We start from the raw sequence: 14074 nt of genomic DNA on the forward strand, positions 1-14074 counted from the left end.
CCCTGTATCCTTAAAGCCGTTTCATTAATAGTTATTGCTGGTTTAAGCGTTGTTCTGCTTAACCCCTTTTATCAGCATGCGCTTTGCATCCAAGTTTGGCACATGCAGATCAATTACCTGATCGATTTTTACGATTTTCGGTAACTGAGTCAAATCTTCAAAATCCTTTTGCGCTTTCATCGCCCACCAGTTACCGCCATCAGGCATCAGGTGCTGCGTCCAATGCAACATATCGGCCATTGCCGCAAATGCACGGGAAATAACGCCGTCATACAATGCCTCAGGCTGATATTGCTCAACTCGGCTATGAATCACCTTGACGTTATCGAGCTTCAATTCAGCCTTTACCTGAATTAAAAAACGCGTTTTTTTGCTATTGGTATCAAGCAAATCAATCTGCTTTTCCGGGTAGCAAATTGCCAAAGGCACCCCCGGCAAACCGCCCCCTGTACCAACGTCTATGATACGTTGGCCGCTTAAATGCGGCACCACGGCAAGGCTGTCCAGCAGATGCTTAATCAGCATCTCCTCTGGGTCGCGAATTGCTGTCAAGTTATACACCTTATTCCACTTTTGTAATAAGGTCAAATACTGCAATAATTGTTCGACCTGATGTGCAGTTAAAGGCAGTTGCAGAGCTTTCAGGCCGTCTTCAAGAAGGGCTTTTAAATCAGTAGTCATTTAAGCGGACTTTTGTGAACGGAATTTTTTAATCTCAATCAGCAAAATCGAAATCGCTGCCGGTGTAATACCTTGAATACGGCTCGCCATACCCAAATTTTCCGGCTGGTGATCACGTAACTTCTGTTTCACTTCATTCGACAATCCGGAAATTTTGTCTAAATCCAAGTCCGGCGGAATTTTCACAGATTCCGAACGCTTCATTTTATCGATCTGCTGCATCTGACGGTCGATATAACCGGCATATTTGGCTTGGATTTCAACCTGATCGACTACTGCCGGATCCGCTACCGCCTCACCAAACACCGATAAGGTCGCCATTTCGTTATAAGAAACATTCGGGCGCTTCAATAAGTCAAATAATGTCTGCTCTTTACTCAGAGGCAAACCCATAATCGCTTCGGCTTGTTTTGCTTCGGCATGCGCCGGGTAAATCCAGGTATCCTTTAAACGCTGAACCTCGAGCTCGTACTGTTCTAATTTGTTTTCGAACATAGACCAACGATCATCGTCAATCAAGCCCATTTCTCGGGCAACCGGTGTTAAGCGCTGATCGGCATTATCTTCGCGCAGCATCAAACGATACTCTGCACGGGAGGTAAACATTCGATAAGGCTCATTAGTCCCCATGGTAATCAGATCATCGACCAATACACCCAAATAAGCTTCGTCACGGCGAGGATACCAGCCCTCTTTACCCTGCGCACGCAAACCGGCATTGATACCTGCCAAAAGTCCTTGAGCACCGGCTTCTTCGTAACCGGTAGTACCATTGATCTGACCAGCGAAATACAAACCGTTGATGGCCTGCGTCTCCAAAGTTGGCTTTAACCCGCGCGGATCGAAATAATCATATTCGATGGCATAACCCGGACGCATGATCTTGGCATTTTCCAGACCATCCATCGACTGGACGATTTGCATCTGCGTTGCAAACGGCAGGCTGGTGGAAATACCATTTGGATATAACTCATTGGTTGTCAGCCCTTCCGGCTCGATAAAGACCTGATGCTTGTCTTTATCGGCAAAACGCATCACCTTGTCTTCGATAGACGGGCAATAACGCGGCCCGACACTGTCGATTTCACCCTGATCGGAATACATCGGCGACTGATCCAGCGAAGCCATAATCGCATCGTGGGTGCGCTGATTGGTATAGGTGATATAACACGGAATCTGCTGCGGATGCATAGACGGTTTACCCATAAACGAGAAGACCGGCACCGGATCATCACCAGGCTGTTCCTGCATTTTGGAGAAATCCACCGTACGTGCATCGATACGTGGCGGCGTACCGGTTTTTAAGCGACCGACCGGCAAATTCAAATCGCGCAAACGCGCTGCCAAACGGTTGGCTGGCTCATCACCAGCACGACCACCTTCATAATTCTGTAAACCGATATGGATGCGTCCGGCCAAAAAGGTTCCCACCGTCAACACCACTTGCTTGGCAAAAAACTGCAACCCCATTTTGGTCACCACACCCGTTACCTGATCACCATCGGTAATCATGTCTTCGACCGGTTGTTGAAAGATGGTCAGGTTAGGCTGGTTTTCCAAACGGGTACGAATTGCCTGGCGGTAAAGCACACGATCGGCCTGCGCACGGGTGGCTCGAACGGCTGGACCTTTGGAGGCATTGAGGATACGAAACTGGATACCAGCTTCGTCGATCGCCATCGCCATGGCACCCCCCATGGCGTCAATCTCTTTAACCAGATGGCCTTTACCGATACCGCCGATTGCCGGATTACATGACATCTGTCCCAGCGTGTCGATATTATGAGTCAATAACAACGTCTGCTGCCCCATGCGCGCGGCCGCCAATGCCGCCTCGGTTCCGGCATGACCACCACCGACAACAATCACATCATAAGTTGAAAAATTCTTATCCATCTACATACTCACAATGAAGCCAGAACTTCAATCGGGCGGCAATAAAGATTGCTTCGCCATGGTTTTAAAATTTGATTTTTATCCGCTTTTGCCATCGCAAATCTCTAAGATTCTGTTTTAGCAGGATTTATTCAACCCTCGCCAACCGGCAAAAATAAAAAAGTTAATGGCTTATTTTATCATAAGGGCAACCGAAATAAGAAAGCTTGCTCGACTAAATGGAGTTAAAATTAAACTCTCAACCACTTAATACCGGAGGCGCACCATGAAAATGTCTCTAACCACAAAACTGATTGCCGCTAGCGTTATTGTTCTAGGCTTACTCAGCGCTTGTGATACCACTCCACCCAAGTATATGATGGATATTCAGGCGGGTGAGCGATTTATTCTGACACAACCGCTGAACATCGCCGCTAACAGCGCACGCAGTTATATTCAAAATGGACAGATACTGGGCTCGGCAGGTTTCAATCAGTTCCGTCCACATTGTCGCTTGGAGGTGCGTAGCCTATCCGAACAAGCAACAATTATTCAACCCGATGTTTTTAACATTACTCAAGTCAAAATCGGCGTTGAAGCCATCGCTGGCAATAAGCGGCCACTGACGGGTCAACAACTTGCCCTGTTGGCTTGGTCAAATATGACAATGTTTAGCGCCACCGCTCACGCGGCGTCAGACAGTGATAACGATGTCAGCATTGAACCGACCATGGATTTTGTCGAACTCTACCTCTCCTCAAGCAAACAGCCTGACGTATTTCGTTTGACATGCGCCGGTTCCTTAAGTGACGGCGATGCCTTTGATGCGCCGCATAGCTACCGTCCCGAACGCCAGCAAATCAATCGGATTCTGGGAGATATCGGTCAAATACAGCACTGATAGGTTCTGTTTAACTGTAACCATAAGAAATTTTTGTATCTTTACTCAATCAGGCTCTAGCCGCATCACAGTAGTAGCTAGAGCGTTTTCCCAGTAACTTATCAACCCGCTCCTGGTCGGCACGCCCCTTGAATCTGTTTTTTTACCTATGTTAGGGTGAAAAAGGACGAATTTTTAATTAGGGATACTGATGCTGAAGAAAACACTCATTACCAGTGGGCTAATGTGCATAACTGCCATGGCAATGGCGGAAAGCTCGGCCGATCTCTATGGTTCGATCCGCACTCAAATCGAAAACGTACAGGTCGATCAAGCCAAAGCCGGTGAAGACAAATCCTATAGCGGCATTCGCGATGCCTATTCCCGCTTTGGCATTAAAGCCAGTCACCTATTAAAAAACGGCATTACGTTAAATGCCAAAATCGAGATTCCTTTCAATACCCAACGCTTGAGCATGGAAGATCCGTCGTTTTTTGAAGGCTTTTATAAAGACAACAGGGATCCGCGACTCTATCAGATTGGCGCATCAGGCGATTGGGGCTCGGTTACCATCGGTAAGCAATGGTTGGCCTATTACAACAATATCGCCTACCCGGTAGATTATTTCAGCTCATTTTATTCCGGCTTTGCCACCCATGCCACGGTACGCCGTGAAGCCATGACCTATAGCTCACCAAGCATCAACGGGTTTAATGCCACGCTATCAATGGTCGACATGACCGATGGCAATAACACCAGCTATCTGGATACCAACCAATACGCCTTGTCATATGCCAATAATGGCTTCAATGTGGCTCTTGCCTATCAAGACTCGATAAAAGGTTCTGCCGATATTCTTGGTGCCTCATTAAGCTTTACCACCGGCCCTTGGCGCTTTGCTACCAAGCTCGAGCAACTCAATTCTCCAAGCGGTACTGCAAACCCGGACCCTCGAATCTATAATCTCTATGCCTCATACCAGCTCAATAACTACACCTTTAAGGCGCATTATGCCAAAGGTGATGAATCGGCAGATGGCAGCTCATTCTTCCAAGGCAATAGTTATCACCTCGGCGTGGACTATCAATACACCAAAAACTTCAAAGTTTTTCTCGAATACTTCTTTGAAGACCACGGTTATGCCATCTATACCCCCAATACCGAAACATTTGATGTCTTAGCCGGCTACCACACACAAACAGACGGTTCCGTTTTTACCATTGGTGCCCGCTACGACTTCTAAAGAGCAATTAATGAAAACTGTCAAACTCAAGGCCGAAAATCTTTATAAGGTTTTCGGTGACCAACCGAAAAAGGCTTTGGCGCTGATTAACCAAGGCCTCGATAAAGACCAGATTTTTGCCCAAACCGGCCATACCCTTGGCGTCAACAAAGCCTCATTTGAAGTCTATGAAGGTGAGATCTTTGTCGTCATGGGCTTATCCGGTTCCGGAAAATCGACCTTGGTGAGATTACTGAACCGTTTGATTGAGCCCACCGCAGGTCAGATTTATATCGATAATCAAGAGATCAGTCAGATGTCGGCGAAACAACTTCGCCAGATACGTCGAGAAAAGATCTCGATGGTGTTTCAGTCGTTTGCCTTATTACCGCATATGTCGGTCGTCGATAATGCCGCCTTTGGCTTAAGCCTTGATGGCTGCGATAAAAAAATGGCTCTTGTGAAAGCGATGCAAGCACTTGAGCAGGTGGGACTTGCCGCCTATGCTCACTCTTATCCGGCCGAACTTTCCGGTGGTATGCAACAACGTGTCGGTATAGCCAGAGCACTGGCGACCGGTTCTGAAATCATGTTAATGGACGAGGCCTTCTCTGCTCTGGATCCGCTAATCAGAACCGAAATGCAAGATGAACTGGTCAAATTACAAGAAAAAAACCGCCGCACTATCATCTTTATCTCTCACGATTTGGATGAAGCGATGCGCATTGGCGATCGCATTGCCATTATGGAACACGGCAATATCGTGCAAATCGGCACACCTGAAGAGATTTTGCGCAACCCGGCCACCGAATATGTCGAATCCTTCTTTAAAGGCGTCTCCATGAGTGAGGTGCTAAGTGCCAAACACCTCATCAATAAAAAGTTTTTCTCGGTTCCTAAAAAAGACAGCCAGGGCACCCAAACCATCAGTCGTCTGCTTAACGAATCCGACTATGACTATGCTTATTTGACCAATTCGGAGAAAACGCCTATTGGCGTGGTGACCATGGAAAGCCTGCACAACGCCAGGCAATCCACCGATAGGCTCGAAGACGCATTTTTGGACGGTGTTAGCTGCATAGATGCGGAAACCCCGATTAATGACATTATCGGTACCATGGCTGAAGCGCCTTGCCCTTTACCTGTGGTGAATGAACACAAACAAATGATTGGAATCATGACCCGTGCCAAACTGTTGAAAGCACTGGATCCAAACTAAGAAGCCAGATTAGGAATAGATATGTCCGATAGTAACCCTTGGGCTAGCGCCAGTGACCAGCCAGCCGAAGACAGCGCAAATACCACCCCGTGGCAAGCTAAGGATGCGAACAATAATGCCGCCGACAGCAATCCTTGGGGACAAAACAATGCTGCCGAATCTACAGGCAATGATAGCTCAAACTGGCTGAATGAAGCCTCTCAAGTAGATACCAGCAATCAAACGTTCTCACTGAGTGATCCTTTTGCGGAAAAACTTATTCCGTTTGATATCTGGGTTGAAGACGGCCTGGAATGGCTGGTAACCAATTTCCGCGACTTCTTTCAAGCGATCCGCCTACCGGTAGACTGGACCTTAAATTCATTAGAGGCTTTTTTGCTATCGTTGAACCCATGGGTAGTGGTGCTCTTCTTTACTTTGTTCGCTTGGCAAATGGGGGGTCGTAAGCTTGGTGCCATGAGCGCCATTTCACTGATCATCATCGGTTTTTTGGGCGCCTGGTCGGAAACCATGGTGACTCTGGCACTGGTATTTACCGCAGTGTTGTTCAGTTTGATTATCGGTATACCCTTAGGTATCTGGATGGGTAAGTCGGATCGGGTCAAAACCTTTTTAATGCCGGTGCTCGATGCCATGCAGACGACCCCGGCTTTTGTCTATCTCATACCGATAGTAATGCTGTTTGGTATCGGTAATGTACCCGGTGTGGTGGTAACGATTATTTTCGCCCTGCCGCCTCTGGTCAGACTGACCAGCCTCGGTATCCGCCAGGTACCGAAAGACCTTATTGAAGCCGGACAAGCGTATGGTGCCAGCCCGATGCAGATGCTTTTCAAAATCGAGTTACCTGTGGCTAAACCGACCATTATGGCGGGAATCAACCAGAATCTTATGTTATCACTGTCGATGGTGGTGATCGCTTCCATGATTGCCGTAGGCGGGCTGGGACAAATGGTGCTGCGCGGTATCGGTAGACTGGATATGGGATTGGCTGCTATCGGCGGGCTTGCCATTGTGCTGTTGGCCATTATTCTCGATCGCATTACCCAATCAATGGGACAACCTCCTAAAGCCGCAAACATCCGTTGGTATCAACGAGAGCCACTGGCTTGGCTGAGCCAAATATTCACAAAAGAAAACAAAGGTTAGCACAATGAAAAACAGATTATTTTTGGCAGCGACTGCCGCCGTTGTTTCGACTCTCTCGCACACTGCGCTTGCCGCTCAAGTTACCGGTTATCAAAGCCCTATTGCCGAAGAAACCTTTCAGACCGAGATCGTTAACCGCGCTTTGGCCGAGCTGGGTTATCAAATCAATGATATCAACGAGGTCGACTACGCCGTGGGCTACAAATCCATCGCTCAAGAAGCCGATTCAGACGATATCAGTTTTATGGCGGTGAACTGGGCTCCTCTGCATGAAAACATGTATAAAAAAGCCGGTGGCGATCAAGTCTTTTTTCGCCAAGGCAATTATGTCGAAGGCTGTGCTCAAGGCTATCTGATTGATAAAAAGACCGCCGATAAATACCACATCAAATATATTAACGATCTGAAAAAGCCGGAAATTGCCAAGTTGTTTGATAACAATAACGACGGTAAAGCCGATTTGGCCGGTTGTAACCCGGGCTGGGGTTGCGAGAAAGTGATTGAATACCAGCTTGATGCCTTCGGTCTGCGCGATACGGTACAACACAATCAAGGCCAATACTCGGCAATCATCTCCGAGACCATTACCAATTTTAAGCAAGGCAAGCCGGTGCTTTACTATACTTGGACGCCATATTGGGTTTCAGGCATTCTTAAACCGGGTAAAGACGTGACTTGGCTTCAAGTAACACGCACTGCGCACCCGGTCACCAAAGACACCTCCTTGGCGAATGGCGCAAACTATGGCTTTAATATTAATGCCATGCGCATCATTGCCAATAAATCGGTTGCCGAAAAACACCCTGATGCCGCTAAACTGTTCTCGGTAATGACACTGAATGTCAACGATGTCTCGGCGCAAAACCAGTTGATTAAGAACGGACAAAACACACCAGAAGACATCAATCGCCACGTTAGCGCTTGGATCAATGCCAATAGACAGCAGTTTGATAGCTGGATTGCACAAGCCAAAGCAGCAAAATAATAATTCATTTTTACTGAACCCATTAAGCGCGCCATGACCGCGCTTTTTTGGTTTAGTTATTGCCCCTCGCTGTTAAGCGTCCGTCTGTTTTATAATAAAGCTAATCTCTATCCAAACCGATAGCCTTAATCACACTCCTCTTTTACTGACAGGAGTAACTTCGATGCAAAATGTCTCTGTAAAGACCTTGTTTTTTGTCCTCACTTTATTTGGTTTGAGCCTGCTATCTGCTTGCAGCTCTCAACCCATCAAACAGTATTCGGGAATTTATTTAGGCGACTATCTTGTCTTGAAACGCAGCCTGAATATTCAACCCGGCAGCGCCAGAGTATTTATTCAAAACGGCCAGATCAGCAGTAAAGGTTTCAACCGCTACGATCAGCATTGCCGCATTGAAGTCAAACAACTCAGTGAGCAAATGCAGATCGTGCCACCGGGGCGCTACAGAATTGATAGCATCCATATCGATGAAGAGCAAATTGCCGCCAACAACAATCTGAACCTAGCATTGAATACCCATTTTGGCATCTTTACCGATTTTCACGGTGTTGGTGGCTATATGGGCATAGGAATAGGCGCGGATCCATTCTATAGAACCGAGACCATGGACATGGTACACCTATATCTGAGCAACCCCAATTATGCAAACATCCTCCGTCTAACCTGTGCCGGCTCTTTAAGCGATGGCAATATCATGGACGCGCCGCATAGCTACCGCCCGGATTTGGCATCCATCAATCAAATTTTAGGTTATATCGGCTATATCGAAACTCACCAGGGTAAATAAAAAAACCGTAGCCTCAATTTCTCAAAGCTACGGTTTTTAGTTGATTAGGGGTTAATCAAATATCAATCGCGCAGATAAACTAACCTTTGGCGCTATCTTGTTGACTGATTGAGGTAGAAGCGGATTCAAGTGTGCAATCCCACATCCAATCGGCGGCATGAGCGACGCCGAAAGAGGTACTGAACATGAAAGCGCAAATCAGAGCTAACTTTTTCATGGCGTTCTCCTTTTAAATACAGTTGCTGCAAAACGCAGTTCCTATATTAGAAAACTCTGCACAACTCCATAAGGGCAAATGCAAACAGTCGATGTTCTATTAATTGCCTAGGCACCTTGAGAACGCAAGCATTCCGATAGATAGCTATAACCATAAAGGCTCAAAGCGCCATCACTAGTTCGTATCCATTTGCCTATATATGCTAATTGTGCAATGGTTACCAATTGTCTAATATCTATAGATAACCTAACCTTTGTTAAGGAGGGGGGTATGCTGCTATTTGGTCAATACCTAAAGCAATGCCGTGAACAAATACCTTTATCACAGCGTCAACTGGTCAACCGTCTTAATGATTATGATGATATTTTCCAATCTCTCGATAACACTACCCTGAGCCGTTGGGAACGCTCTATCAATCTGCCTTCACTAATCAAACAAACTCGTTTAACGGCCTTTATCGCTGAGCAATACCAGCGCCTGTTCCCATTTATCGCTGAGCAGCCCTACCATGAAATAGCCAAACTACTGCATAGCCAGTTTTTTTGCTGTTCAAATCATCAAAGCCAACTGGTGGTGAAATGCCCGATTGATCAAATCGACCATCGCGACTTCATTATTCACCCGATTAACAGCTCAGCGCATCAAACAGCGGCAATCAACCATAACCTACATATCTATTCACAAATCCATAGACGTCAATTGAGCCTGCAACAACACCAGCAATTGTCACAACTAGCGGCAAATACCTTTTTGGTATGTGATTATTATGATCAGTACCTAGGGCACCTGTTTCTGCTCAAACTAACACAACAAAGCTATCAGCAGATAATCAACTTTGAACGACCTGAATCAAGTTTGAACAAGGCCGACATTGCTCCGGCAGAGGAGCCGGGCTATTACTATATCTTCGGTTTGTTCAGTCTAGGAATTGCCGTGGCCAGTCTATTGATCTGCCATCTTTATGCATTGTTGATAAAAAACCAATTTTCAATCAAAGGAATCGGATGGTTGACGCATGGGCATGAACAGCGAGATTGGGCGGTTCAGATGGGTATGCAGCCAGCACTGAAATCTTCAACACGAAATCAAGGCTTGGTGTATCAGGCCGACTTACAAACCGTGTTGTGCAGTGAAAGGCTGATGAAATTGCTTTTTAAGCGATAACTTATTGACGCATGGTGCGGGAAATGTCGAATTCATCCTCGAAATTAGAACGGTATGGATTGATATCGAGTCCACCACGGCGCACATAGCGTGCATAGACAGTTAATTGCGTCGGTTGACAGTGCTTGCTGATATCCATAAAGATTCTTTCCACACACTGCTCATGAAACTCGTTATGTTCACGAAACGAGATAAGGTACTTCAACAGACTTTCAACCTCAATCTCCTGACCACTATAGCGGATTACCACAGAACCCCAATCAGGCTGTGCGGTTACCAGACAATTGGATTTTAATAAATGACTGTTAATCGTTTCCTGCTCGACCTTATTCGATAAAGTCTTCAATAAAGAAGCATCCACCTGATAGGCATCGACTGTAATATCCAGTTCATCGATATTTTCACCCGGTAAATCCCCGAATAGCAGTTCATGCCCATGCAGCGGTTTAAAATCAATGACCACAGGACCACCAGATGCCTCTGAAAGATCTTTTTCCATTAACTGGATCACTTCAGCCTCACCTGCAAAACGAGAGCCGTTAAAGCTATTTAAGTAAAGCTTAAACGATTTCGATTCGACTAAATTTGGCGAGTCCGCTTGAAAGGCGAATTCAGCGATGCGCACTACAGGCTTGCCCTTGGCATTTAACCAAGAGATTTCGTAACCGGTCCAAATATCCAAGCCAGTGAAAGGTAGATTCAACTCATCTATACCAAGTTCGTCACGTTTCTCCTTACGAGCAATAGGAAATAACAGCGAAGCGTCGTACTCGGCACAATAGGGCGTCGTTTTCCCCAATAAACTGTCTGTGGCTTTATTTGAACTCATAGCGATTAACCTGCTACATCAAAGTTACGTAATGCAGTTCTAAAGGCATTGAATGGATTCAATAGCGCATCAGCAATGACAATGGCAAAACCGATCCAATGAAAAAAAGTCGGCTCTTTACCGGTAACGAAATATAGGTAAGTCAGTAAGCCTGTTGCGAGGATAACGGTAAGTACTGCCCAAAACTGGTCGACAAAGAATGCGACAGGGCTGACATCACCTGATTTGAACATCTCGATAAATAATACCGCGACTGCACAGGTAATAAAGACATAGCCAAGAGTGCCTTCAAGGCTCACCTGAAAATATTCGGCAACTAATAAGAATACTATCAACAATAACATCCATGGAATCTTGCCAATCATTGATAAAGCGTTGTTACTTGACACATTAACTTCTGAACCCATATCACCTCCTGATTATTTATCGCTATTGTACTAAACAATACCAGAAAGGCCAGTAATCATAATCAGCGACGCTGACAGCACAATAGCAATCAAATTGCTATCGATACTATAGCAAGCATATAAGGGACCAGTCATGACAGAGTAATTAGAAGGAAACTCTAAATAGAGTTAGATTGATAAATAGCGGCCAAAAAAAAAACCGCGAACCCTCAATTGGGAACGCGGTTTTTTAGGATATAAGCTTGGCAATGACCTACTCTCACATGGGACCTCCCACACTACCATCGGCGCTGAGACGTTTCACTACTGAGTTCGGTAAGGGATCAGGTGGTTCCATCTCGCTATTGTCACCAAGCAATTTGGTGTTATGTGCAGAGCGATCTACACATAAAATTCTTGGAATAGAGTTGTTTAGGTTTGTATCCGAGTTTTACTCAAGGTATACCACAACATCGTCTTGTTCAATTAACAAGTCACTTTTGAGTTGTATAGTTAAGCCTCACGGGTAATTAGTACAAGTTAGCTTCATACATTACTGCACTTCCACATCTTGCCTATCAACGTCATAGTCTCTAACGGCCCTTCAGAAGACTTAAAGTCTAGGGAAAACTTATCTTGAGGCAGGTTTCCCGCTTAGATGCTTTCAGCGGTTATCCTTTCCGAACATAGCTACCCGGCAATGCAATTGGCATCACAACCGGAACACCAGGGGTTCGTCCACTCCGGTCCTCTCGTACTAGGAGCAGCCCCTCTCAATTTTCCAACGCCCACGGCAGATAGGGACCGAACTGTCTCACGACGTTCTAAACCCAGCTCGCGTACCACTTTAAATGGCGAACAGCCATACCCTTGGGACCGACTTCAGCCCCAGGATGTGATGAGCCGACATCGAGGTGCCAAACACCGCCGTCGATATGAACTCTTGGGCGGTATCAGCCTGTTATCCCCGGAGTACCTTTTATCCGTTGAGCGATGGCCCTTCCACACAGAACCACCGGATCACTAGAACCTGCTTTCGCACCTGCTCGACGTGTCTGTCTCGCAGTCAAGCACCCTTTTACTCTTGCGCTCATTGCACGATGTCCGACCGTGCTGAGGGTACCTTCGCGCTCCTCCGTTACTCTTTAGGAGGAGACCGCCCCAGTCAAACTACCCACCATACACTGTCCCTGAGCAGGATTCACTGCCCGAGGTTAGAACCTCAATAATATCAGGGTGGTATTTCAAGGATGGCTCCACTGCAACTGGCGTCACAGTTTCAAAGCCTCCCACCTATCCTACACAGATAGTATCAAAGTCCAGTGCAAAGCTGTAGTAAAGGTTCACGGGGTCTTTCCGTCTAGCCGCGGGTACGCAGCATCTTAACTGCGATTTCAATTTCGCTGAGTCTCGGCTGGAGACAGTGTGGCCATCATTACGCCATTCGTGCAGGTCGGAACTTACCCGACAAGGAATTTCGCTACCTTAGGACCGTTATAGTTACGGCCGCCGTTTACCGGGGCTTCGATCAAGAGCTTCGCTAATGCTAACCCCATCAATTAACCTTCCGGCACCGGGCAGGCGTCACACCCTATACTTCATCTTTCGATTTTGCAGAGTGCTATGTTTTTAGTAAACAGTTGCAGCCACCAGTTTATTGCAACCTCCAGACGCTTACGGAGCAAGTCCTTCACGTTAGGAGGCGTACCTTCTCCCGAAGTTACGGTACCATTTTGCCTAGTTCCTTCAGCCGAGTTCTCTCAAGCGCCTTAGAATTCTCATCCTGACCACCTGTGTTGGTTTGGGGTACGATTATTTATTACCTGAAGCTTAGAAGCTTTTCTTGGAAGCATGGCATCAATCACTTCGTCCAAAAGAGGACTCGTCATCAATTCTCAGCATAAAGTATCCCGGATTTGCCTAAGATACATGCCTACAATCTTAAACTTGGACAACCATCGCCAAGCTGATCTAGCCTACTCCGTCCCTCCATCGCAGTAATAAATAGTGCAGGAATATTAACCTGCTTCCCATCGACTACGCTTCTCAGCCTCGCCTTAGGGGTCGACTAACCCTACGTCGATTAACGTTGCGTAGGAAACCTTGGTCTTTCGGCGAGGGAGCTTTTCACTCCCTTTATCGCTACTCATGTCAGCATTCGCACTTCTGATACCTCCAGGACACTTTACAATGCCCCTTCGCAGGCTTACAGAACGCTCCTCTACCATGCGTGTAAACACGCATCCGCATCTTCGGTATATTACTTAGCCCCGTTAAATCTTCGGCGCAGGCCGACTCGATCAGTGAGCTATTACGCTTTCTTTAAAGGGTGGCTGCTTCTAAGCCAACCTCCTGACTGTCTAAGCCTTCCCACATCCTTTCCCACTTAGTAATATTTAGGGACCTTAGATGGCGGTCTGGGTTGTTTCCCTCTTGACTACGGACGTTAGCACCCGCAGTCTGTCTCCCATGATTGCACTTGCTGGTATTCGGAGTTTGCAATGGGCTGCTAACCCTTGACGGGCCGCTAGACCATAACAGTGCTCTACCCCCAGCAGTGAGACATGAGGCTCTACCTAAATAGATTTCGAGGAGAACCAGCTATCTCCGGGCTTGATTAGCCTTTCACTCCGATCCACAACTCATCCCCGCATTTTTCAACATACGTGGGTTCGGTCCT

The 14074-nt window shown here is 46.6% G+C and carries 12 protein-coding genes and 2 rRNA genes (1 of these 14 only partly in view); 7 read left to right on the plus strand and 7 right to left on the minus strand.

Annotated features, from left to right (window positions below):
- Positions 1–42 precede the first annotated feature (42 nt).
- Together rsmG and mnmG are read right to left on the minus strand one after the other, a co-directional pair.
- Positions 43–681 (minus strand): 16S rRNA (guanine(527)-N(7))-methyltransferase RsmG, encoded by a 639-nt coding sequence (gene rsmG / locus FE785_RS10650; RefSeq protein ID WP_138565718.1) that lies wholly within the window; start codon positions 679–681, stop codon positions 43–45.
- Complete coding sequence (gene mnmG / locus FE785_RS10655; RefSeq protein WP_138565719.1) at positions 682–2577, minus strand: tRNA uridine-5-carboxymethylaminomethyl(34) synthesis enzyme MnmG; 1896 nt, start codon at positions 2575–2577, stop codon at positions 682–684.
- Positions 2578–2842: 265 nt separating this feature from the next.
- Here mnmG and FE785_RS10660 point away from each other — a divergent pair, with 265 nt between their 5' ends.
- The 6 genes from FE785_RS10660 to FE785_RS10685 all read left to right on the plus strand — a co-directional run bounded on the left by FE785_RS10660 (position 2843) and on the right by FE785_RS10685 (position 8798).
- Complete coding sequence (locus FE785_RS10660; RefSeq protein WP_168188963.1) at positions 2843–3457, plus strand: hypothetical protein; 615 nt, start codon at positions 2843–2845, stop codon at positions 3455–3457.
- 190 nt (positions 3458–3647) lie between these two features.
- Positions 3648–4679: a porin gene (locus FE785_RS10665; RefSeq protein WP_238696270.1), complete on the plus strand. Its 1032-nt coding sequence runs from the start codon at positions 3648–3650 to the stop codon at positions 4677–4679.
- Positions 4680–4689: 10 nt separating this feature from the next.
- On the plus strand, positions 4690–5877 hold the full coding sequence (gene proV / locus FE785_RS10670) for a glycine betaine/L-proline ABC transporter ATP-binding protein ProV (protein ID WP_138565721.1): 1188 nt from the start codon (positions 4690–4692) through the stop codon (positions 5875–5877).
- Positions 5878–5898: 21 nt separating this feature from the next.
- Positions 5899–7026 carry a glycine betaine/L-proline ABC transporter permease ProW gene (proW, locus tag FE785_RS10675; RefSeq protein WP_138565722.1) on the plus strand — a complete coding sequence of 376 codons (1128 nt, stop codon included), beginning with the start codon at positions 5899–5901 and terminating at the stop codon, positions 7024–7026.
- 4 nt (positions 7027–7030) lie between these two features.
- Entirely contained in the window at positions 7031–8011 is a 981-nt protein-coding gene (gene proX / locus FE785_RS10680; protein WP_138565723.1) for a glycine betaine/L-proline ABC transporter substrate-binding protein ProX, read from the plus strand.
- A gap of 163 nt (positions 8012–8174) precedes the next feature.
- Complete coding sequence (locus FE785_RS10685) at positions 8175–8798, plus strand: hypothetical protein (protein WP_138565724.1); 624 nt, start codon at positions 8175–8177, stop codon at positions 8796–8798.
- Between the two features lie 79 nt (positions 8799–8877).
- Here FE785_RS10685 and FE785_RS10830 read toward each other — a convergent pair whose 3' ends face one another.
- Complete coding sequence (locus FE785_RS10830; protein WP_168188964.1) at positions 8878–9015, minus strand: hypothetical protein; 138 nt, start codon at positions 9013–9015, stop codon at positions 8878–8880.
- Positions 9016–9285: 270 nt separating this feature from the next.
- Here FE785_RS10830 and FE785_RS10690 point away from each other — a divergent pair, with 270 nt between their 5' ends.
- Complete coding sequence (locus tag FE785_RS10690) at positions 9286–10179, plus strand: helix-turn-helix domain-containing protein (protein WP_138565725.1); 894 nt, start codon at positions 9286–9288, stop codon at positions 10177–10179.
- A gap of 1 nt (position 10180) precedes the next feature.
- On the opposite strand, the gene queF is transcribed toward FE785_RS10690, so the two are convergent.
- From queF to FE785_RS10710, 4 genes are all read right to left on the minus strand, one after another.
- Entirely contained in the window at positions 10181–11008 is an 828-nt protein-coding gene (gene queF / locus FE785_RS10695; protein ID WP_138565726.1) for an NADPH-dependent 7-cyano-7-deazaguanine reductase QueF, read from the minus strand.
- Positions 11009–11013: 5 nt separating this feature from the next.
- Positions 11014–11415 carry a hypothetical protein gene (locus FE785_RS10700; RefSeq protein WP_138565727.1) on the minus strand — a complete coding sequence of 134 codons (402 nt, stop codon included), beginning with the start codon at positions 11413–11415 and terminating at the stop codon, positions 11014–11016.
- Positions 11416–11655: 240 nt separating this feature from the next.
- Positions 11656–11770, minus strand: a 5S ribosomal RNA gene (gene rrf, locus FE785_RS10705).
- Positions 11771–11903: 133 nt separating this feature from the next.
- Positions 11904–14074 (minus strand): 23S ribosomal RNA (locus FE785_RS10710) (it continues 697 nt past the right edge of the window).

The organism is Thiomicrorhabdus sediminis (genome assembly GCF_005885815.1).
Taxonomy (GTDB): Bacteria; Pseudomonadota; Gammaproteobacteria; order Thiomicrospirales; family Thiomicrospiraceae; genus Thiomicrorhabdus; species Thiomicrorhabdus sediminis.